This is a genomic window from Streptomyces sp. NPDC051576 (genome assembly GCF_040681835.1).
In the GTDB taxonomy this organism is placed as follows: Bacteria; Actinomycetota; Actinomycetes; order Streptomycetales; family Streptomycetaceae; genus Streptomyces.
The window spans coordinates 488,717-508,317 of record NZ_JBFAZO010000004.1 but is presented as its reverse complement, the minus strand read 5'-3'; the positions used below and the strand labels follow the sequence as shown (position 1 = coordinate 508,317).

Here is a 19,601-nt window from a genome sequence, read left to right as displayed (position 1 = left end):
GGCGCGGTGTCCGTCGCGCGTGCTCATGACTCGACGATCTTCTGGTCGCGGCCGGACTGGTACACCCGCCCGTGGCCGGAGGCCTCGGCCCTGAACTCCTGTGTCGCGGGGCGGGTGTTCGTCCGCTCGGCCAGCAGCGGGGCTATCTCCTCGTCGAGCAACCGGCGCAGCCCCTCCGCCAGCACCCGGTCCTCTCGCAGCAGCGCGGCCAGCCGCAGCTGCCAGTCCGCCACCACGAGCGCCTCCCCGCGCTCGTCCCGCGCCCCGCGCGCCGTGAGCACCCGCTCGCGGGACTCCGTGAACGCCGTGCCCACCAGCTCCGCCGACTCCGGCCGGCTCCGCCGACACCAGGCGACCACGGCCGCCCGCGCCTGCTGCCAGGCGTCCGTGGCCATGGCCCCCACCAGAGCCGTGGCTGTGGTCGATGTGATCGGGTCCATCATGATTCCCCCAGTTCCCCCGCGTTCCGTGCGATGGACCCCCTACTGTCGGCCCGCCGAGGACCACACCCGTAGCGACCGAACAATTTCGAGCGGGCGCACCGGGGTGAGAAGAGCGTGTGGCGGCGCCCTTTGTTCTTCCGTGCGCGCCGCGCACGCTCCTCAAGGGAGCGCGGGTTCCGGGGCGTTGGTGGCGGAACGCGGCTGCCGTGCCGGCTGGGTCGTCAGGCGCGCCACTCCCGTCGCCGACAGGCAGCCCTGCCCCTGCCGCCAACGGAGACCGCCGCTCACCGAACAGGCCGATCGCCCGACCACAACCGCTGCGTCTTGAGCCGCTCAGCTGAAGTCCCGGCCCAGCTGGGCGAATTGGGCGGCAGTGGTACCGCGTGCGTCACGATCAGGCCCGGCACTGCTGGGCGGGTCCGGCGCCCGGCTTCGGGACGACCAGGATGCGGGGGTCTCCCGGACGCTCGCTGAAGTTCCCACCCGGCTAGGTGAGTTGGCTCGGCAGCGGTGCTGTCGCCTGCGACGCGATCAGGTGCCGTACCGCTGGGCGGGTTCGGTGCCCGGCTGCCGCAATCGCTGGGTACGGCTGCGGCGGGGCGGCCCGGATGTGAGGGTTCTCCGCCCTCCCGAACGCGCTGCTGTGAAATCCCCCCGACTACGCGAGTTGGGTCGGCAGCGGTGCCGCGTGCGTCACGATCAGGCCTGACACCGCTCGGGTCAGGGACACGTACAGGCGGCGCAGCCCCGTGCGTTCGTCCGGTTCGCCGTCGACCACTGCCCGGGGTTCGTCGAGGACCACGTAGTCGTACTCCAGGCCCTTCGCGAGGGAGGCGGGGACCAGGGTCAGGCGGGTGTCGGCGGTGGTCTCCTCGCCGGGGGCGAGGTAGCCGATGCCCGCCGCCGTGAGGGCCTCCGCGAGGGCCGGGATGCGGGCGTCTGTGGCGATCAGGCCCGTCGAGCCCTCGTTGCGCAGCAACTCCTCGCAGGCGGCGACCACTTCGGCGGTGTCGGTGACCGGGCGGAGGTCGAAGAAGCCGGGGTTCTCACGGACCGAGGCGACGGGGGTGAGCCCGGGGGCGATGTCGGGGAGGAGCCGGGAGGCGTACGTGATGACGTCGGTCGGTACGCGGAAACCTGCCGTCAGCTCCTCGATCACGCCGTCCGACTTGCCGAGGTGCGCCAGCGCCTCGTCCCAACTCCGCGTCGCCCAGGGCGTGGTGCCCTGCGCCAGGTCGCCGAGGACGGTCGCGGAACCGGTGGTGCAGCGGCGGCCGACCGCGCGGTACTGCATGGGGGACAAGTCCTGCGCCTCGTCGAGCACCACATGGCCCAGCGAATGCGTCCGCTGGACGAGATCCGTCGCCTCGTCGATCAACACGGCGTCCGCCGCCGACCACTTCGCCGCCTTCACGCTCCGCACCGGCTTCGCCCAGAGGATCGTCTTCTGCTCGTCCTCGTCGAGGATCCCGTCCGCATGAGCAGAGAGGAAGTCCGCGTCCGTGAGCAGCCGCAGCACGAGTTTCGCCGGTTCGACCGGCGGCCAGACCCCCTTGACGGCCGCCTTCACCGCCGCGTTGCGCGCCACCGCGTCCTGCACCCGGTCGTCCGGCGCCTCCCCGGACCGCTCCATCTGGACCAGCACGGCATGCGCGACACGCTGCGGAAGGGCCTCGCGGGCGGCGCCGTAGCGGATGTCTCGGTCGAGCAACTCCCGCACGATGGCTTCCAGTTCGTACGCCGGGACCCGCCAGCGGCGTGAGCCGCGCACCACCATCACCGGCTCGGTCGGCATCGTCACGTGCGAGTAGAGGGCCCGCCGAAGGACCTCGGCCATCCGCGCGTCGCCCTTGATGACGGCGGCCGGTGCCTCGTCCGCGCCCCGCACCTCGACGTGTGCGACCAGGTCGTCCACCGTGCCCTGGCGGACCGTCAACTCGCCCAACGCGGGCAGGACTTGCTCGATGTAGTGGAGGAAGGACTTGTTCGGCCCGATGACGAGGGTGCCGGTGCGGGCGAGCCGCTCGCGGTGCGCATAGAGGAGATACGCCACCCTGTGCAGGCCGACGGCCGTCTTCCCGGTCCCCGGACCGCCCTGCACGCACACCGTCCCGCCCAGCCCGCTGCGGACGATCTCGTCCTGCTCGGGCTGGATGGTGGCGACGATGTCGCGCATCGGGCCGACGCGGGGCCGCTCGATCTCCTGTTGCAGCAGCTTGCTGGTGGCGGCCGCCTCGGCCGGGTCCATCAGGTGCTCGTCCTCGTACGCCGTGAGGTCGCCGCCCGTGTAACCGAAGCGGCGGCGCAGCGAGATGTCCAACGGGTCCTTCTTGGACGCCCGGTAGAACGGCTGCGAGACCGGCGCGCGCCAGTCGATGACCATCGGGTCGCCGTCGCCGTCGTGCACATGCCGACGCCCGATGTAGAACTGCTCCCCCGCCGCGCCCTCCGCCTGCTCGGCGCCCGGCGCGTGCAGGTAGTTGAGGCGGCCGAAGAAGAGCGGGGTGTCGCTGAGGTCGGCCAACGCCTTGATGCGGTCGTCGATCTGGCGGGCGAGGACCTCGGCGTTGACCCAGTTCGCGGTGACGTCCTTGATGTCGAGCGACTCGACGTCCTCGCGCATGGCGCGGAGCGCGGAACGGGAGGAGGCGAGGTGGGAGCGCTCGCGGGCGAGGGGGTCGTCGAGTCGGGCTGCGCCGGGGTCGGTGGCGGGCGTGGACAAGGGGGTGCCTCCGGAGGGCCTGCTGGTGCGGCTGCTGGGTGGGTGCCGTCCGGTTTCCGTCCGGGCGGCGGCACTCCCTGCGGGGAGGCGGGCAAGAGCGGAGATTCTAGTGAGGTGGCCCTGGCGAGGGCCAATCGTTTTTCGTCCCCTAGGGGACGACCCCTCTACCCCTGGGTGGACCGGGTCCGCCCGGAGGCGTACGCGGACGGGCCGCAGGTTGGGCCTCTGGACCGATGCCGCCCTTATGTCCCAAGACGCACCATGGAGTCATGAGCGCAGCAACCATCCACCCCGCCCCCGTCCGCCCGTCCGGTGCCACACCGGCCACCGGCGGCAGCCACCCCCATCGCCTCGGCAATGCCCTGCGCGCCATAAAAGTGTTCGCGGGCGCCGCGTTCAGCGTGGTCGTCCTCGGTGAGTACGGAGAGGAAGCGGGCGTCCTCCGTAAGTGACCCTCCGCGTCCTGCTCAGCTCTCCGCGAGGAGTTCGTCCGCGTCCATGATCCGGTACGCGTACCCCTGTTCCGCCAGGAAGCGTTGGCGGTGGGCCGCGAAGTCCTGGTCGATCGTGTCCCGGGCGACGACGGAGTAGAAGTGGGCCTGGTGGCCGTCGGCCTTCGGTCGGAGCACCCGTCCAAGACGCTGAGCCTCCTCCTGACGCGAGCCGAAGGTACCCGACACCTGGACGGCGACCGTGGCCTCCGGCAGGTCGATGGAGAAGTTGGCGACCTTGGACACGACGAGGACGCTGATCTCGCCCTCCCGGAAGGCGCCGAAGAGCTTCTCCCGCTGGGCGTTGGAGGTCTCGCCCTTGATCACCGGGGCGTTCAAGTGCTCGCCCAGTTCGTCGAGTTGGTCGATGTACTGCCCGATGACCAGGATCTGCTGACCGGCGAAGCGCCGCACGATCGCCTCCGTGACCTTCCGCTTGGTGGCGGTGGTCGCGCAGAAGCGGTACTTCTCCTCGGTCTCGGCGGTGGCGTAGGCGAGCCGCTCGGAGTCCGTGAGATTGACGCGCACCTCGACACAGTCGGCGGGCGCGATGTAGCCCTGCGCCTCGATCTCCTTCCAGGGCGCGTCGAACCGCTTCGGCCCGATGAGGGAGAACACGTCCGACTCCCGCCCGTCCTCGCGCACGAGGGTGGCGGTGAGCCCCAGCCGCCGCCGGGCCTGGAGGTCGGCGGTGAACTTGAAGACGGGCGCGGGCAGCAGGTGCACCTCGTCGTAGAGGATGAGCCCCCAGTCGCGGGAGTCGAAGAGTTCCAGGTGCGGGTAGACGCCCTTCCGCCTCGTGGTCAGCACCTGGTAGGTGGCGATGGTGACGGGCCGGATCTCCTTCCGGGTCCCGCTGTACTCGCCGATCTCCTCCTCGGTCAGGGAGGTCCGCTTGATCAGCTCGTGCTTCCACTGCCGGGCGGAGACGGTGTTGGTGACGAGGATGAGCGTGGTCGACTTGGCCTGCGCCATGGCTCCGGCGCCGACCAGGGTCTTCCCCGCCCCACAGGGCAGTACGACCACACCGCTCCCGCCGTGCCAGAAGTTCTCCACGGCCTGCTTCTGGTACGGCCGCAGCGCCCAGCCGTTCTCGTCCAGCTCGATCGCGTGCGCCTCGCCGTCGACGTACCCGGCGAGGTCCTCGGCCGGCCAGCCCAGCTTCAGCAGCACCTGCTTGATCTGGCCGCGCTCGGAGGGGTGCACGGCCACGGTGTCGGGGTCGAGCCGGCTGCCGACGAGCGGGGCGATCCGCTTCGACCGCAGGATCTCCTCCAGCACGGGCCGGTCGGTGGTGGTGAGGACGAGGCCGTGCGCGGGGTGCTTGGAGAGGGTGAGCCGGCCGTAGCGGTCCATGGTCTCGGCGATGTCCACCAGCAGCGCGTGCGGCACGGGATACCGGCTGTACTCCACCAGCGCGTCCACGACCTGCTCGGCGTCGTGCCCGGCGGCCCGCGCGTTCCACAGCCCCAGCGGGGTCACCCGGTACGTGTGGATGTGCTCGGGCGCCCGCTCCAGCTCGGCGAACGGCGCGATGGCGCGACGGCAGTCGTCGGCGCGCTCGTGATCGACCTCAAGGAGCAGGGTCTTGTCGGACTGGACGATCAGCGGACCGTTCACGTACGTACGTCCCTTCGGCACGGGCCAAACGTCCAGTGTGCCTTACCGCCCCCTGTTCACGGTGGGGCGCGGCTCACACCCGACGCGCTCCCTGTGCAACCCCGGGCCCCCGACGGCTGTCTTGACCGGCGGGAGCCGCGCGCACGCGTGGTTCGGGGAGGAGCGTGGGGTGATGTCGGCACGCAGGTGGGCGACCGGTCTGGGAGCCACGGGGGTGCTGGTGGCGACGGGGTCGTGGGTGGCGTGGCCGGCGACGGACGTCGACGCGCGGCTGTGGGGCGAGGTGCGGCCGGTGATCGAGGCCCGGCTGGTGGCGGACTCGGCGGGCACGGGGTACCCGTACCGGGGCGCGCGCTGGTTCTGCCGGGCCGAGGCCCTTGACCTCGACGAGCACGACGGCCTCGTCCGCGCGGGCGTGAACACCCTGTGCGTGCAGTACGGCACCCGCGAGGGCGCCCTGGTGGAGTGCTCCGGCGCCGCGATCCCGCAGGTCGTCCGCCTGGAACGGGACACCGACGGCACGTACCACGTCACCTCCCGCGAGGAACCCCCGGACGGCGAGGGCTACGGGGACTGGCTGAACGCCCACTTCAGTCGCACCGCGGAACCGTCCACCGCCGACTCCCTGGACGCCGCCCCCTTGCGGTCCGCGGCCCGCACCCACTTCGCCCTCCCGGCGAACGCCCGGGTGCGGGACTGCTGAGAGCCGACGCGAACCGGGGAACGCCGCTCAGCCCTCCCCGTCCTCCGCCAACTCCGCCACCCCCGTGACCCGGTGCAACGGATACGTCCGTACCTCGTCCGCCGTGTGGTCGTACGCCGTCACGAAGCCGCCCTCCACGCGGATGGGGGCGATGACGCGCTGGCTGGCGGAGCCCTCCGCGTTGACGTAGCCGATCCACAGGGTGCCGCCGGTGAGGACGGCGGCCTGCATGGTGGCAAGGGTCTCCGCGGGGGTGGTGCGGGGGAGTTCGCCGGGTGGGGCCGAGGAGGGCTTCAGGGGGGTGGTCGAGGCTCGGTCGCCCGCCCGGATCGCGCGGATCGCCGCCGACAGGAGGGTCGTGTCCGGGGTCGGCGGGCCGTCCGGTACCGGGTCGGGGGCCGTGCGGGGCGGGGTGCGGTGGGAGTGGGCCCGGGTGATGACGACATCGCCGTCCGCGGACTCGGCGGCCGGGGCGAAGCCCATCGCGCGCAGGCCGTCGAGGAGCGCCGCCGGGTCGGCCTGGGCCGCCAGCACGGTCGGTGCGAGGCGGCGCAGCCGCAGGCCCGCCGACCGCTTGTCCGCGAGGATCTCGCTGAGCACCGCGTCGTCGTCGCAGCGGACGTAGGCCGAGGCGGCACCGATCCGCAGATGGCCGTGTCTGCGGGCCACGTCGTCGATCAGGTAGGCGAGGGGCTGCGGGACCGGCGTACGGGAGTGCGCGGTGAGGAAGTCGTGCAGGTCGGAGGCCGAGCGGCCCGCGTCCAGGGCGCGGCGTACCGAGCCCGGTGTGAAGCGGTAGACGGTCGCACCGCCCTTCGACTCCACGTCCGCCAGCACGTCCAGCATGTCCGCCAACGGCCGGTTCAGCGGGCCGGGCGCCACCGCCGTCAGGTCCGCCTGGAGCAGGACGTGGTCCAGCGGTTCGGGCAGCAGGGGCGTCAGCAGCCGGGCGGCGGCTGCACTCGCCACGGCCTGTTCGGCGGGGGAGAGGGGCTCGGGGGCAGCGGGCGGGCGGTGGTGGTGGACGGGGAGTTTGTCGCCGGGGCCGGAGGAGGGAGTCGCGGGATCGGCGGCGGGGGCGATGGCCGCACCCCGGGTGCCGAGCAACGCCCGACCCTGCCCCGACAGGGCACCTCGCCCCGTCACCCCCAGCATCTCCGCCTCGTTCAGCGTCCACCGGGCCAGGCGGCTGCGCAGGTCGTCGTCCCCCTGCGTGCCCTCCTGCGCACCGCGCTGGGCACCGCCCGGCCCCCGCAACGGCCGCTCCCAGCGCAGCCGCGCCAGCACCGACTCGGCGGACGGCGAGGTGCCCTCGGGCAGCGCGGCGAGCAGGCCGAGCACCCGGTGCCGTACCTCGGGCGCGGCCGAGCGGTCCAGGCCGGGGCCCAGCGCCGACAACGTTCTCTCCTTCGCGTCCCGCCCGCCCACCAGCCCCGACGTCCGGGTCGCCGTGAGCCAGGTCTCCGCGAGCCGCGCCCAGCGCTGCGCGGGGGGCTGCTCCAGCCACTCGTCGTAGGCCGGGGTCGCCGCGTACCGCTCGTCCGCCTCGCCGTCGGAGGCCAACAGGCCCGCCGCGTAGGCGAGTTCGACCCAGAACGCGGCGACCGGCTCCGCCACGTCCAGCGCGACCGCGGTCCGCTTCAGGTCGCGGACGCTCAGGCCGCCGGCCCGCAGCACAGCGGGTCCGCCCTCGTCCCAGTCCTTCAGCAGCTCCTCGACCGTCGCGAGCGCGGTGTACGCCTGCCCGGCCGCCGCCTCGTCCACAACCTGTGGACGGTGTGTCGCCCTCGCCTCGACCGGCGGCGCCACCGGCTCCGTCGCGCGGTGCGCCCGCCCGGCCCGCAGGTGCAGGGCCACCTCACGAGGGAGTACGACCGTGCCGGGCGCCGTCGGCAGCAGCAGCCCCCGGTCGATGAGCCAGCGCAGATGGGCCGCCGGGTCGGCGGTCACCTGGCCGTACGGCGGCCCCCAGACCAGCCGGGTCAGCACCTCCAGGGACTCCGCGGGGGCACCGGCCAGCAGCGCCTTCATCCGCCGCCGGGCCGTGAACAGCTTGGTCAGCGAGGCCACCGCGGACACCGGGTCGTGGGTGGAGGGCAGGCCCGCGGTCGTCACGATCTCCTGGATCCGGCCCGGCGACATGCCCGCCGTGGCCTCCGCGACCGTAGGACCGAGGCCGGTCGGCGACGGATGCTGCGGCGACGGCGCCAGCAGCTCACGTGCCGTCCGCACCAGCCGCAGCCGGTCGTCCGCGCCCCACACCAGTGCCTGCTCGCGCAGCGCCGCGACGGCGCGCGGCAGCGCGTTCACCACGGCCGGGTCGCGCGCGTCACCGGCCATCAGCCCGAGCAGCTCGTCGTACGGCGCCGGGTCCGCCGCCACCGCCAGGGCCTCCGCCGTCTGCAGCGTGAAACGGTCCAGCCGCTCCAGCGCCCGCACGACCGAGGCGCGCGTACCGGCCCGGGTCGCGAGCTGGGTGAGGTCGGTGGGCACGGGCGTGATCAGGTCGGGGCGGCCGCGCAGCAGCGCGGCCAGGGACGCGTCGTCCCTGGTTCTCAGTGCCTCCGCGAGCGAACGGGGCGGCGTGGCCGGGGTGCTCATCCGACCCACGGTAGCGGGTGGCTGTGACGGCGGGGGGAGCGCGCACGTCGGGAGGTTCCCGGCACCCCGCCCACTGGCGGTAACGTCTCTCACCGAGGGGTATCCAACGCACCGACCCCCGAGGGGACTTCGTGGGTATCGAGAGCGACCAGGTCGTCTACGAGTATCTGAGCCGCGTCGGTGACGTGGCGCAGCAGCGACAGCTGCCCTCGGTCACGCGGATGCGGCTCGTGTCCGAGCTGCGCAACGAGATCGACCGACGGCGAGCCGGAGCCACCGCCGACACTCCCGCCGCCGTCCAGCGCATCCTCAAGGGCCTCGGCAGCCCGGACGAGGTCGTCGCCGCGGCCGGCACCGGCACCGGCGTCCCCCGGACCCCGACGGCCTCCGTCCCCGTACAACGGGACCACGAGGACGATCTACGGCCGAAGGGCCTGCGCCGGGTCGTCCCGCGCCCGCGCCCGACCCAGCCGGAACCCGCACCCGACAGCCCACCCTCCCCGCCGCACCTCGCGAGCGCGTCCGAGCTCGGCGCCAGTGTCATGCAGCCCGACTGGTGGCGGGGGGAGGGCAACGGCTTCGCGCTGGGCGACAGCGTGCCCGGCTTCACCGGCGGGGTGGAGATCCCTGAACTGCTCAAGCCCCCGCCGCCGAAGGAGCCCCCGAAGGCACCAGAGCCGGTGGTCGAGCAGGCGCCGCCGGTTGTCCCGGAAGCACCGGCGGCACCGGAGGCCCCCGCCCGCCGGCGCCGTGTCGTCCCCCGGCTCCCGGCCGGGCGCTGGTCCAACCCGCTCCTGCTGATCGCCGCCGCGCTGCTCGTCGTCGGGGCCGTCCTCGGGAACTGGTTCGCGCTGCTGCTCGGCTGGCTCATCGCGTACGCCTCCCGGCGGCTGACCGACGCGGAGACGAAGGCGGCGGTGATCGGTCTCCCTGCGGCGGCCGTCACGGCCGGCATCGTCTGGCTGTGGGGCCGCAACACCGGCCGCTGGGGCGCGCCCATCGCCCAGGGCCACATGAACGACGCGATCTCCGAGACCTGGCCGTGGGTGGTGCGGGGCGCGGCGGTGGCATCGGCGCTGTACCTGGTGTGGCGGTCGCAGCGGCAACGGTGACGGTCGGGGTCAGGGCCCGGCGGAATTGCCGTAGGCCCTGTCGCGGCCACTGGGCACAATGGCCCATATGACCTCGCACCCCGCGCCCGGCCCGACCGTCGGCTTCGACCTCGACATGACCCTCATCGACTCCCGCCCCGGTATCCACGCCTCCATGCGTGCGCTGGCCGAGCGGACCGGGACGTACATCGACGCCGATCTCGTCGTCACCCGGCTCGGGCCGCCGCTGGCCGAGGAGTTGATCCACTGGTTCCCGGCGGAAGAGGTGCCCGCGGTGGCCGACCTGTACCGCGAGATGTACCCGTCGATCGCCGTCGCCGCGAGCCTCGCGATGCCCGGCGCCGTCGAGGCGGTCTCGGCGGTGCGGGCGGCCGGTGGGCGGGCGGTCGTCGTCACCGCCAAGTACGAGCCCAACGCGAAGCTGCACCTCGCGCATCTCGGTATCGACGCCGACGCGGTGATCGGCGACCTGTGGGCCGAACAGAAGGCGGAGGCGCTGCGCGAGGAGGGCGCGAGCGTCTACGTCGGCGACCACATCGGGGACGTGCGGGGCGCCCGGGCCGCCGGTGCCCTGTCGGTCGCGGTGGCGACCGGGCCGTGCGACGCGGAGGAGTTGCGGACGGCCGGTGCGGATGTCGTGCTCGGCGGTCTCACCGAGTTTCCGCGATGGCTTTCGGACTACCTTCGCGACTACCTTCCGGCGCGCGCCTGACGGCGGCCGGCGGCGACCGACTGGAGCACACCGGCGGCGGCGAGCAGGAATCCGACGCCCATGAGCATGCTCAAGAGGTACATGTACGTCGGAAAAGGCGTCGTGTGGAGCAACAGCGGTACCACGGTGACGAGTGTGGCCACCGCGCCGACGAAGAAGACGATGGCACCGGCACGGATCAGTCGGTCACCGGCCGCGGCGGAATTCGTTTGGGTTTTGTCACGCACCGGACCAGGGTAGTTCCCTGCGCGAAGGAACAGTCCGGCGACGTCTTGTCACCGGCCTGAAGACCATTAGCCTTGGTACCGGCAGTTCCCCAGCGTTTTCCGAGCAGTTTTCCGACGAGTACGAGGACGAGGACAGACGTGCCTACCGGCAAGGTCAAGTGGTTCAACAGCGAGAAGGGCTTCGGCTTTCTCTCCCGCGACGACGGCGGCGACGTCTTCGTCCATTCCTCGGTACTGCCGGCCGGAGTTGACGTCCTGAAGCCCGGACAGCGAGTGGAGTTCGGGGTCGTCGCGGGACAGCGCGGCGACCAGGCCCTCTCGGTGACCCTGCTCGACCCGACCCCGTCGGTCGCGGCGGCCCAGCGCAAGAAGCCGGACGAACTGGCCTCCATCGTCCAGGATTTGACGACCCTCCTGGAAAACATCACCCCGATGCTGGAGAAGGGCCGCTACCCGGACAAGGCCTCCGGCGGGAAGATCGCGGGGCTGTTGCGGGCGGTGGCGGACCAGTTGGACGTGTAGATATCCAGTAGATCCCGGCGATCCAGCAGATCCGGGAGATCCAGGGGATCAGGGAGAACTGGGCGAATTCGAGCAAGTCCGGACCGAGGGGCGATGCCCGCTCCTCGGTCCTTCTTGTGCGGCTGCGCGCGGCTCTGCTGGTATGCCCTGGATCGCTGGGGCGCCTTTTTCTGCTGTCTTCGTGCCGCTGCGCGCTGTGTGTGTGGGGGGCTGTGCCGGATTCTGCCCGGCGGGCGGTGATTTGTTGGTCCCGCGGGTGGTTCAGGGGAAGGACAGCGCCTCCGGGCCCAGGGCGGGTACCAGGCCCTCGGCCGCTGCTCGGGTCAGTAGGCCTCGGATTGCCGCGTAACCGGCTTCGCCGAGGTCTGCGGTGAACTCGTTGACGTACAGGCCGATGTGCTGGTCGGCGACGGACGGGTCCATTTCCTGGGCGTGGGCCATGACGTAGGGGCGGGAGGCCTCGGGGTCGGACCAGGCCGCGCGGACCGAGGTGCGGATGGAGTCGGCGAGCCGGGTCAGCGTGGCCGCGCCCAGTGCGCGCCTGGCGATGATCGCGCCCAGGGGGATCGGCAGGCCGGTGGTCGCCTCCCAGTGCTCGCCCATGTCCGCGAGCTTGTGGAGGCCGTAGTTCTGGTACGTGAAACGCGCCTCGTGGATGACGAGCCCCGCGTCGACCTTCCCGTCCCGCACGGCCGGCATGATCTCGTGGAACGGCATGACGACGATCTCGCCGACCCCGCCAGGGACCGTGTCCGCGGCCCAGAGCCGGAAGAGGAGATACGCGGTCGACCGCTCGCTCGGCACCGCGACCGTACGGCCCGTCAGGTCCGTGCCGGCCTCCCGGGTGAGGACGAGCGGGCCGCAGCCCCGGCCCAGCGCGCCCCCGCAGGGCAGCAGCGCGTACTCGTCGAGGACGTACGGCAGCACGGCGTACGACACCTTCAGCACGTCCAACTCACCACGCTCGGCCATGCCGTTGGTGATGTCGATGTCCGCGAAGGTCACGTCGAGCGCGGGCGCGCCGGGGACCCGGCCGTGGGCGAGGGCGTCGAAGACGAAGGTGTCGTTCGGGCAGGGGGAGTACGCGATCCGCAGGGCCCGAGGCGATGTCGATGTGGTCATGCCTGTTTCCAACTCTCCAGTACGGGCGCGCACTTCCCGAATCCCTCGGTCAGGGCCGCGAGCGCGTCGCCGATGCGCCAGGCGGCGCGGTCGCGCGGGCCGACGGGGTTGGAGACCGCGCGCAGTTCCAGGACGGGGATGCCGTGTGCGACGGCCGCCTCGGCGACTCCGAAGCCTTCCATCGCCTCGGCGAGGGCCCGGGGGTGGCGGGCGTGGAGTTCCGCGGCGCGGGCGGCCGTTCCGGTGACCGTGGAGACGGTGAGTACAACTCCGGCGCGGGCGCCGGTCGCGGTCGCGAGGTCTCGTACGAGTGCCGTCGGCGGACGGTGGGTGACGGTTCCGAAGCCGAGGTCGGTGACCGGCAGGAAGCCGTCCGGTGTCTCGGCGCCCAGGTCGGCCGCGGTGATCTCGTCGGCGATCACGAGGGAGCCGACCGGCGCCCCGGGCTGGAAGCCGCCGCCGATCCCGGCGGAGACGACGAGGTCGTACGGGGTGGTGGCGAGGGCCGTGGCGGTGGCGGCAGCGGCAGCGGCCGGCCCCACGCCGGCGGCGATCACATCGACGGTGAGGTGGGTCAACGCCCGTGCCACCGCGTCCCGTTCGGCCGGGACGGCGGTGGCGACGAGAATCCGTACCGAGGACGTGGTCAGGAGGCCTTCTTGAACTTGAAGGACCACAGGCCCTTGACCGTCTTGTCGCCCTCCTTGATGGAGACGACGGTCGAGTTGCCGGTCGCGCCGTACTGGGTGTTGAAGAACACGCTGCCGGGGATCGTGCGGTAGGTCTTCTTGCTGGCGTCGGTCAGCGGCTGACCGTTCATCAGGATCGTCCAGGTGTTGTCGGCGATCTTCGGGTCGACGCCGAAGCGCACGGTGTCGTCCGGGTCGACCGAGATCGACGTGGAGGCCTTGAGGCACTTCGCCAGGTCGGCGGTCTTCACCGCGTCGCCGTCGTTGTAGCAGGTGGCCTCCGTGTGGACCGAGTTCCTCCCGACGGTGATCGTCGCGATCGGCGTCGGCTTGTCGCACGCCGACAGGACGAGCAGTCCGGCGGAAACGGCGCCGGCGGCGGCGACGGCGCGGCGGCGTCGCACAGCGGATTGCATGGTCATGGGGCGAAGGCTATCGGGCCCGTCCAGTACTCCCCCCACGTGGGGTACGGCGTGCCGGGCGGGGTGGCACGGGTTAGGCCACTCGCGGGCGTCCGCGGCTGCCGGGGCGGGACCGCCGGTCGGGCCACTCGGGGGGCCTTCGTGGGTTCTGTGGTGGGGCCGGGCGCCTGCTGGCCCTGGAGGCGGTCGGCCCGTCGGGGGCGGCGGCCCTGGTGAGTGGGACCCGGCGGGGGCGGACACGCATGCCGGACCCGCGTCCGCGGCTAAGCCACCCGCGGGTGCCCCGCACCCCCGTGGCGTGCCGAGGCCAGCAGGCCGCGCAGGGTTGTCAGCCAGCCCAGGGCGATGACCGCGGCGGCGAGGGTGAAGCCGAGGGGGCCGTTCAGGGGCATCACGATGCCGATCGCGCCGCCCAGTACCCAGGCCATCTGGAGCATCGTCTCGGAGCGCGCGAACGCCGAGGTGCGCACCAGCTCCGGCACGTCCCGCTGGATCAGCGCGTCCAGGGACAGCTTGGCCAGCGCCTGGCAGAAGCCGGCCGTGGCGGCGAGACACGCCACCAGGGCGGCGCCGAAGAAGATCGCGGCGGTGATCGCCGCGCCCAGCACCAGCGCCATCACGGTCACGATGATGACCTCCGGCGCCCGCTGCCGCAGCCAGGAACCGACCGCCGTACCGAGGGCGTTGCCCACGCCCGCCGAGACGGCGACTATGCCCAGCGACACGGCCGCGCTCTGCCCGGTCATCGGATGCTCGCGCAGCAGGAACGCGAGGAAGAAGGTCAGGAAGCCGGAGAGCCAGCGCAGGGCCGCGTTGGCACCCAGGGCGTGGGTGACGGCGATGCCGACCGTGCGCAGCCCGGGCCGCTTGATCTCCTTGGGATGCGGGCCGTGCAGATGGTCCTCGTCCGCCGCGAGCAGCGCGACGTCCTCGCCCTTGGCCGAGTCGACCTTGGGGTCCAGGGAGAACGACAGGAACGTACCCCCGACGAAGATCACGAAGGCGCCGTAGAGCGGCCAGGGATCGCCGATGGCGTGCAGGCCGCCCGCGATCGGGGCGGCCACGCCGGTGGCGAGGAGCCCGGCGAGGGTGACTCTGGAGTTCGCCTTCACCAGGGAGATGCGGGGTGGCAGCAGCCGGGGCACCACGGCGCTCCTGACGACGCCGTACGCCTTCGAGGCGACCAGGGCGCCCAGCGCGGCCGGATACAGCTCCAGGCTGCCGCTGGCGACCGCGCCGGAGATGATCAGCGCGAGCAGGGCGCGGGCGAGGAACGCGGCGGCCATCGCGGCGCGGCGGCCGTGCGGGAGCTTGTCGAGGAGCGGGCCGATCACCGGCGCGAGGACCGTGAAGGGCGCCATCGTGATCGCGAGATACAGAGCCACCCGGCCCCGCGCCTCGTCGGTCGGGACCGAGAAGAAGACCGTGGAGGCGAGGGCGACGGTGATCATGACATCGCCGGCGCCGTTCACCGCGTGCAGCTCGATCAGCCGGCCGAGGCCCGACTCGCCCGCGCCGTGCGCGTGGGTCGCCTTGCGGATGCCGCGGGCGGTACCGGTGACGGGGAAGTGCAGGGCACGACCCATCGCGCGGACGGAACCGCTCATCCGGCCCGAACCGCCACCTCGGATGCTCCCCTTCGTTCCACCGACCCCGGTGGCACCTTGGGGCGACCTCGCGGCTGCCACTCCGTCATAGTGCCCCGAGAACGGCGTGAGTAGTGCCGTTACCGCACGTATGGAGGCCGACAGGGCCCGATTGCGTGCCGTCCGGCACGCCTTTGTCGGCCGCCGCGCGGCGTCCAAGGGGCCGTCGGTGTGGGCGCATGGGCCGGGAGAAGGTAGCGTGCGTAGCGCGCCGTGGCGATTGTTCTCGGCCGCGCGCCTCTCGGCCATCCCGCAGAATGGATGGCGTAGGTGCGCCCGAGCGCGATCGGGCGCGGACGTCGACGCGGCCTTCCACCAGTGCCCCCAAGGGCCTGGTACATGTCTTTCAGCCGCTCCGTCCGCTCCCTTCGCCACAACAGGCGCACCCGTGAGACGGCGTAGGAGAGAAGCGATACCTGTGAGCGCAGCGACCACGCGAAGCCGCACCCCCGACCGCCTGTGCGCCGAGGCCGTGGACCTCGCCCGTGCCGCAGCCGAGGAGGCTGCCGCGCCCGGCGTGGTCGGCGAGCACGCGGGCTTCGAATCCGAGGGCGACCGGGTGGTCACGCACTTCTTCGAGTGCAAGGAGTTCGGCTACCGGGGCTGGCGCTGGGCGGTGACGGTCGCCCGCGCGTCCCGCGCCAAGCTGATCACCCTGGACGAGGTGGTCCTCCTCCCCGGGCCCGACTCGCTCCTCGCCCCCGAGTGGGTCCCCTGGAGCGAACGCCTGCGCCCCGGCGACATGGGCCCCGGCGACCTCCTCCCCACCGACGCCGAGGACCTCCGCCTGGAGCCCGGCTACACCGGCGAGGACGAGCCCCCGCCGAACTCCGCCATCTCCGCGGAGATGGCCGAACTGGTCGAGGCGGAGGACGCCGACCTCACGGCCGGCACCCCCGCCACCCTCCCGATGGCCCCCACCCGGGGCTCGATCGCGGCCGTGGCCGAAGAACTCGGCATCCGCCGCGCCCGAGTCCTCTCCCGCTACGGCCTCCACGTCGCCGCCGACCGCTGGGAGGACGGCTTCGGCCCCAAGACCCCGATGGCCCAGGCGGCCCCGGCGGCCTGCGTCAGTTGCGGCTTCCTGGTCGCGATCGGCGGCTCCCTCGGCCAGGCCTTCGGAGTCTGCGCCAACGAGTTCTCCCCGGCCGACGGCCACGTCGTCTCCCTCTCCTACGGCTGCGGCGGCCACTCGGAAGCAGCCGTCATGCCCAAACCGCCTCAGCCACCGGCCCCGGTGATCGACGAGACGATGGTCGACCCGTTCCCGCTGCGGCCTGCGGCGGATTCGGGGTCTGTGCCGGTGGGCGCGGACGAGGAATCGGCGGAGCTGGGGCACTCGTAGCTCTGTATTCTGACGGCATACGGAGAGGAGCAGCGGAATGAGCATCGACTCGATCGCGCGTACCGAGTTCCCCGAAGGACACGTGGTTTTCTTCGGCATCGACGGGAAGATCATCTTGACGCCGCAGAGCTTCGAGCACTCCAGCACGATCAAGTCGATGCAGTACGACACGGTCGTATCCCTGGGGCGTCATGCGAAGACTCCCTCCGACGTGTACATCGACTTCCCCGCCGACGAGAACTCCGCCCCCGATCTGGCCATCCTGCGCGATGACGCCCGCCGGGAAGGCAAGCGGTACAGCTTCGAGGACGTCCTGCTGATCTCCGAGGTCGTCTCGACGTCCTCCGCCCGCAAGGACTACGACGACTGCACTGCGAAGTACGGCCGCTACGGCATTCCCATCTACCTCGTGGTGGATCCGTACGCGCGCGAGGTCGTCCTCCACACCCAGCCGACCGGCACGGGCTATGTCGCGGCGCACACCCACAAGTACGGCACGGGCAAGCTCCCCATCCCGCTGGCCGACGGCCGGACCTTCACCCTCGATCTCGACGAACTGCCACTCCCGGAGCCGGACGTTCGCTGACGCGGCGGACAGGTTGGCTCAGGGATAGAGCCCGGCCCGGAACGCGAACGACACGAGTTGGGCCCGGTCGCGGGCTCCGACCTTTGTCATCGCTCGGACCGCGTGGGTCTTCACGGTGAAGGGCGATACGGACATCCGGGCCGCGATCTCGTCGTTGCTGAGGCCGCTCGCGACGAGGACGGTCACGTCGCGCTCCCTGGGGGTCAGGGCGGTGAAGCGGTGGAGGAGGTCCCGGTCGATCGCCGGGGGCGGGTTGTCCGTCATGTGGCCGATGAGCGCGGCCGTCGCGGCGGCGGACAACGCGCCACCGCCGCCCATGACTTCGGCGATTCCGGCGACGAGTTCGGCGGGGCTCACGGTCTTGCTCAGGAAACCGTTGGCGCCCGCGCGGAGGGCGGCGAGGACGATCTCGTCCTGGTCGAACGTGGTCAGGACGATCACCCGCGTCCGCTCCGGCGGGTGCTCCTTGCGGATGCGGCGGGTGGCCTCGACGCCGTCGATACCGGGCATCCGGATGTCCATCAGGACCAGGTCGACGGGGTGCTCCCGGAGGAAGGGGATCACCTGGAGGCCGTCGGAGAGGTCGCCCGCGACGACGAGACCCGGGTCGAGCCGGAGCATCGCCCGGATACCGGCCCGGATGTCGTGCTGGTCGTCGACGATCAGGATCCGAGTCATCGGACCGCCGCTCCCGACGGGCTGAACTCCGCGCGGACCCGGAATCGGCCGCCGTCACCGTCGATGGTCAGCCGCCCGCTGGACGACTCGACGCGTTCGCGCATGCCGACGAGTCCGAGTCCGCTGCCCGAGGCGCCGTCGGGGCCCTGACGTCCGGGGTCCACCGCGTTCTCCACCGTCACGCGGATCCTGCCGTCCCGCTCGCGCACCTCCACCGTCGCCGGACCCTCCCCGTGCCGGTAGGCGTTCGTGAGCGCCTCCTGTACGACCCGGTAGACGGTCACCCCGACACTCGGCTCCACGAAACCGGTGGGGAGGTCGATCGAGGGCCGGACATCGAGGCCGATGCTCTCGAAGGAGGCGATCAGTCCTTCCAGGCCGCTGAGCGCCGGGGCCGGCCGGAGCGCCTCGTCCTCGGAGCTGTCGTCCCCGAGGCGCAGCAGCGCGAGGATCCGTTGCGTCTCGACGACGACCGTACGGGCGCTGGACCTGGCGGAGCCGAGGGCCTCCCGGGACGATTCCGCGCCCTCGGGCAGCCCGATCTCCGCGGCGCCGAGATGCATGCTCAGCAGCGCGACCTGGTGGCCGATGACGTCGTGGAGGTCCCGGGCGATACGGAGCCGTTCCTCGGTCACCCGCCGGGTGGCCTCGATCTCGCGGGTGGCGATGGCTCGTTCGGCCCGTTCCGCCAGGATCCACCAGTGGTCGCGGTGGATGCGGAGCGCGCCGCCCGTCGCCCCGCCCGCGATCGCCGAGAAGAGCGCGGCGACGCCCACGATCGCACCGCCACGGAAGCCTCCGACGGTCATGAACGCCCCCAGGAAGAACCCGGCCACGACGACCGTCCCGACCAGCGGCTGCCTCCCCCTGAGGGTGACCGAGAACAGCACGAGCACCGCCATCATCCACACCGACAGGGGATCGTGGCCCACGGCGGTCACGGCGAACGACGCCGCGCTCGTCACGACCAGCCCCGCCCACGGCTTCCACCACGAGAGGGCGACACCGCCACCGGCGAGCAGCACGGACAGGGCCGTAGCCCCGCCCGATCCGCGCACCACCACCGCCACGAGCTGCCCGGCGAACACCAGCGCGGCCACGGCACAGGCGACGAGGTGCAGCACCTCGGGGCGGCGGACCCACAGGGGAGCGGCGGGCCCGTCCTGACTGGTCCGCGCCTGACTTTTCTGCGCCTCGGCCATGCCTCGATTCTCGTTCACGGGCAATGCGGCCGTGTACTTCGTTCGGAGTACGTGCCCCTGACCGAGGACGCCGAGACTCGTCGTCGGGCAACCGCCCCACCATCTCGATCACCGTCAACCAGGGGACACCCATGACTACGACCACGACAGCCGCGACCACCCCGGCCCCGACGACCACGCTCTCCGGGCTCCGCTCGCTCTACCTGATCCGGATCGCCTTCTCCCTGATCTGGGTGGCGCTCCTCCTCGCGAACTCCGGCTCGCTCGTGTCCAAGGACAGCCCGTCGGCGATCGTGGCCGTGCTGCTCGTCGTCTACCCCCTGTGGGACGTCGTCGCCACCCTCCTCGAACGACGCCTGGCCGGCACCGGCTCCACGCACCTCGTCAGCGCCCTCAACATGGCTCTCGGCCTCGCCGCCGCCCTCGGGATGACCGTCGCCGTCTTCTCCACCGTCGGCCGGGCCCTCCTGGTCTTCGGCATCTGGGCTCTCCTCTCCGGAGCGCTCCAGCTCGTCACCGCCCTCCGCCGCCGGCGCGCCCTCGGCGCCCAGTGGCCGATGATCATCAGCGGCGGCCAGTCCGTCCTCGCCGGCGCCTCCCTCGCCGCCATGTCCACCTCGGCGAAGAGCGGCCTGTCCACCGTCGCCGGCTACTCGGCCTTCGGCGCCGTCTGGTTCCTCGTCTCCGTCCTGGCCATCCGCCGCCGCAGCAGCGGCCGTAGTGCCTGACCCCGGCCCGGACCGTCGCGCGCGGGGCGC

The 19,601-nt window shown here is 72.2% G+C and carries 19 protein-coding genes; 8 read left to right on the top strand and 11 right to left on the bottom strand.

All coding sequences use genetic code 11. The features are described 5' to 3' along the window. Positions 1 to 23: 23 nt before the first annotated feature. Together AB0M63_RS15975 and AB0M63_RS15970 are read right to left on the bottom strand one after the other, a co-directional pair. Positions 24 to 443 carry a hypothetical protein gene (locus AB0M63_RS15975; RefSeq protein ID WP_366019774.1) on the bottom strand — a complete coding sequence of 140 codons (420 nt, stop codon included), beginning with the start codon at positions 441 to 443 and terminating at the stop codon, positions 24 to 26. A 658-nt stretch (positions 444 to 1,101) separates the two neighbouring features. Next, positions 1,102 to 3,165 (bottom strand): UvrD-helicase domain-containing protein, encoded by a 2,064-nt coding sequence (locus AB0M63_RS15970; protein WP_366019773.1) that lies wholly within the window; start codon positions 3,163 to 3,165, stop codon positions 1,102 to 1,104. A gap of 269 nt (positions 3,166 to 3,434) precedes the next feature. On the opposite strand from AB0M63_RS15970, the gene AB0M63_RS15965 reads away from it, so the two are divergent. Beyond that, complete coding sequence (locus tag AB0M63_RS15965) at positions 3,435 to 3,617, top strand: hypothetical protein (protein ID WP_366019772.1); 183 nt, start codon at positions 3,435 to 3,437, stop codon at positions 3,615 to 3,617. 15 nt (positions 3,618 to 3,632) lie between these two features. On the opposite strand, the gene AB0M63_RS15960 is transcribed toward AB0M63_RS15965, so the two are convergent. After that, positions 3,633 to 5,276, bottom strand: coding sequence for a DNA repair helicase XPB (locus AB0M63_RS15960; protein WP_355906068.1), 1,644 nt, complete (start codon positions 5,274 to 5,276; stop codon positions 3,633 to 3,635). A gap of 172 nt (positions 5,277 to 5,448) precedes the next feature. Between AB0M63_RS15960 and AB0M63_RS15955 the strand changes: the two genes are divergently transcribed. Further along, the gene (locus AB0M63_RS15955; protein ID WP_366019770.1) at positions 5,449 to 5,979 is read left to right on the top strand and encodes a hypothetical protein; all 531 of its coding nucleotides are present in this window, start codon (positions 5,449 to 5,451) and stop codon (positions 5,977 to 5,979) included. A 27-nt stretch (positions 5,980 to 6,006) separates the two neighbouring features. Here the strand turns inward: AB0M63_RS15955 and AB0M63_RS15950 are convergent, their stop codons facing one another. Beyond that, positions 6,007 to 8,580, bottom strand: coding sequence for a helicase-associated domain-containing protein (locus AB0M63_RS15950; protein ID WP_366019769.1), 2,574 nt, complete (start codon positions 8,578 to 8,580; stop codon positions 6,007 to 6,009). Positions 8,581 to 8,711: 131 nt separating this feature from the next. On the opposite strand from AB0M63_RS15950, the gene AB0M63_RS15945 reads away from it, so the two are divergent. After that, positions 8,712 to 9,692, top strand: a complete 981-nt coding sequence (locus AB0M63_RS15945) for a hypothetical protein (RefSeq protein WP_366019768.1) — start codon at positions 8,712 to 8,714, stop codon at positions 9,690 to 9,692. A gap of 58 nt (positions 9,693 to 9,750) precedes the next feature. Further along, the gene (locus AB0M63_RS15940) at positions 9,751 to 10,404 is read left to right on the top strand and encodes an HAD family hydrolase (protein ID WP_366019767.1); all 654 of its coding nucleotides are present in this window, start codon (positions 9,751 to 9,753) and stop codon (positions 10,402 to 10,404) included. Here the strand turns inward: AB0M63_RS15940 and AB0M63_RS15935 are convergent. Next, positions 10,383 to 10,631: a hypothetical protein gene (locus AB0M63_RS15935; protein ID WP_355905916.1), complete on the bottom strand. Its 249-nt coding sequence runs from the start codon at positions 10,629 to 10,631 to the stop codon at positions 10,383 to 10,385. The genes AB0M63_RS15940 and AB0M63_RS15935 overlap by 22 nt on opposite strands. 138 nt (positions 10,632 to 10,769) lie before the next feature. On the opposite strand from AB0M63_RS15935, the gene AB0M63_RS15930 reads away from it, so the two are divergent. Then, on the top strand, positions 10,770 to 11,153 hold the full coding sequence (locus AB0M63_RS15930) for a cold-shock protein (protein ID WP_355905913.1): 384 nt from the start codon (positions 10,770 to 10,772) through the stop codon (positions 11,151 to 11,153). A 261-nt stretch (positions 11,154 to 11,414) separates the two neighbouring features. Here the strand turns inward: AB0M63_RS15930 and AB0M63_RS15925 are convergent, their stop codons facing one another. The 4 genes from AB0M63_RS15925 to AB0M63_RS15910 form a co-directional block, all read right to left on the bottom strand. Continuing rightward, a complete protein-coding gene (locus tag AB0M63_RS15925; protein ID WP_355905910.1) occupies positions 11,415 to 12,275 on the bottom strand; it encodes a 1,4-dihydroxy-6-naphthoate synthase in 861 nt (286 codons plus the stop codon). Then, on the bottom strand, positions 12,272 to 12,952 hold the full coding sequence (locus AB0M63_RS15920) for a futalosine hydrolase (RefSeq protein ID WP_366019766.1): 681 nt from the start codon (positions 12,950 to 12,952) through the stop codon (positions 12,272 to 12,274). Before AB0M63_RS15920 ends, AB0M63_RS15925 begins: the two co-directional genes overlap by 4 nt. Further along, positions 12,922 to 13,386, bottom strand: coding sequence for a DUF2771 domain-containing protein (locus tag AB0M63_RS15915; protein ID WP_355905904.1), 465 nt, complete (start codon positions 13,384 to 13,386; stop codon positions 12,922 to 12,924). Before AB0M63_RS15915 ends, AB0M63_RS15920 begins: the two co-directional genes overlap by 31 nt. A 263-nt stretch (positions 13,387 to 13,649) precedes the next feature. Next, positions 13,650 to 15,074 carry an MFS transporter gene (locus AB0M63_RS15910; protein ID WP_355905901.1) on the bottom strand — a complete coding sequence of 475 codons (1,425 nt, stop codon included), beginning with the start codon at positions 15,072 to 15,074 and terminating at the stop codon, positions 13,650 to 13,652. A 376-nt stretch (positions 15,075 to 15,450) separates the two neighbouring features. Here AB0M63_RS15910 and AB0M63_RS15905 point away from each other — a divergent pair, with 376 nt between their 5' ends. Both AB0M63_RS15905 and AB0M63_RS15900 read left to right on the top strand, forming a co-directional pair. After that, entirely contained in the window at positions 15,451 to 16,377 is a 927-nt protein-coding gene (locus tag AB0M63_RS15905) for a DUF3027 domain-containing protein (protein ID WP_355905898.1), read from the top strand. A 37-nt stretch (positions 16,378 to 16,414) separates the two neighbouring features. Next, positions 16,415 to 16,963, top strand: coding sequence for a Uma2 family endonuclease (locus AB0M63_RS15900; RefSeq protein ID WP_366019765.1), 549 nt, complete (start codon positions 16,415 to 16,417; stop codon positions 16,961 to 16,963). A gap of 18 nt (positions 16,964 to 16,981) precedes the next feature. On the opposite strand, the gene AB0M63_RS15895 is transcribed toward AB0M63_RS15900, so the two are convergent. After that, a complete protein-coding gene (locus tag AB0M63_RS15895; RefSeq protein WP_355905892.1) occupies positions 16,982 to 17,641 on the bottom strand; it encodes a response regulator transcription factor in 660 nt (219 codons plus the stop codon). Beyond that, a complete protein-coding gene (locus AB0M63_RS15890) occupies positions 17,638 to 18,843 on the bottom strand; it encodes a histidine kinase (protein WP_366019764.1) in 1,206 nt (401 codons plus the stop codon). Before AB0M63_RS15890 ends, AB0M63_RS15895 begins: the two co-directional genes overlap by 4 nt. Positions 18,844 to 18,974: 131 nt before the next feature. Between AB0M63_RS15890 and AB0M63_RS15885 the strand changes: the two genes are divergently transcribed. Further along, positions 18,975 to 19,571 carry a DUF308 domain-containing protein gene (locus tag AB0M63_RS15885; protein WP_366019763.1) on the top strand — a complete coding sequence of 199 codons (597 nt, stop codon included), beginning with the start codon at positions 18,975 to 18,977 and terminating at the stop codon, positions 19,569 to 19,571. The last annotated feature ends 30 nt before the right edge of the window (positions 19,572 to 19,601 follow it).

Bases quoted from the DNA above. Each gene is read 5' to 3' on its own strand.
- AB0M63_RS15900 (WP_366019765.1), top strand. From the start codon at position 16,415: ATGAGCATCGACTCGATCGCGCGTACCGAGTTCCCCGAAGGACACGTG.
- AB0M63_RS15925 (WP_355905910.1), bottom strand. From the start codon at position 12,275: ATGACCACATCGACATCGCCTCGGGCCCTGCGGATCGCGTACTCCCCC.
- AB0M63_RS15955 (WP_366019770.1), top strand. From the start codon at position 5,449: ATGTCGGCACGCAGGTGGGCGACCGGTCTGGGAGCCACGGGGGTGCTG.
- AB0M63_RS15965 (WP_366019772.1), top strand. From the start codon at position 3,435: ATGAGCGCAGCAACCATCCACCCCGCCCCCGTCCGCCCGTCCGGTGCC.
- AB0M63_RS15915 (WP_355905904.1), bottom strand. From the start codon at position 13,386: ATGACCATGCAATCCGCTGTGCGACGCCGCCGCGCCGTCGCCGCCGCC.
- AB0M63_RS15975 (WP_366019774.1), bottom strand. From the start codon at position 443: ATGATGGACCCGATCACATCGACCACAGCCACGGCTCTGGTGGGGGCC.
- AB0M63_RS15885 (WP_366019763.1), top strand. From the start codon at position 18,975: ATGACTACGACCACGACAGCCGCGACCACCCCGGCCCCGACGACCACG.
- AB0M63_RS15890 (WP_366019764.1), bottom strand. From the start codon at position 18,843: ATGGCCGAGGCGCAGAAAAGTCAGGCGCGGACCAGTCAGGACGGGCCC.
- AB0M63_RS15950 (WP_366019769.1), bottom strand. From the start codon at position 8,580: ATGAGCACCCCGGCCACGCCGCCCCGTTCGCTCGCGGAGGCACTGAGA.
- AB0M63_RS15940 (WP_366019767.1), top strand. From the start codon at position 9,751: ATGGCCCATATGACCTCGCACCCCGCGCCCGGCCCGACCGTCGGCTTC.
- AB0M63_RS15895 (WP_355905892.1), bottom strand. From the start codon at position 17,641: ATGACTCGGATCCTGATCGTCGACGACCAGCACGACATCCGGGCCGGT.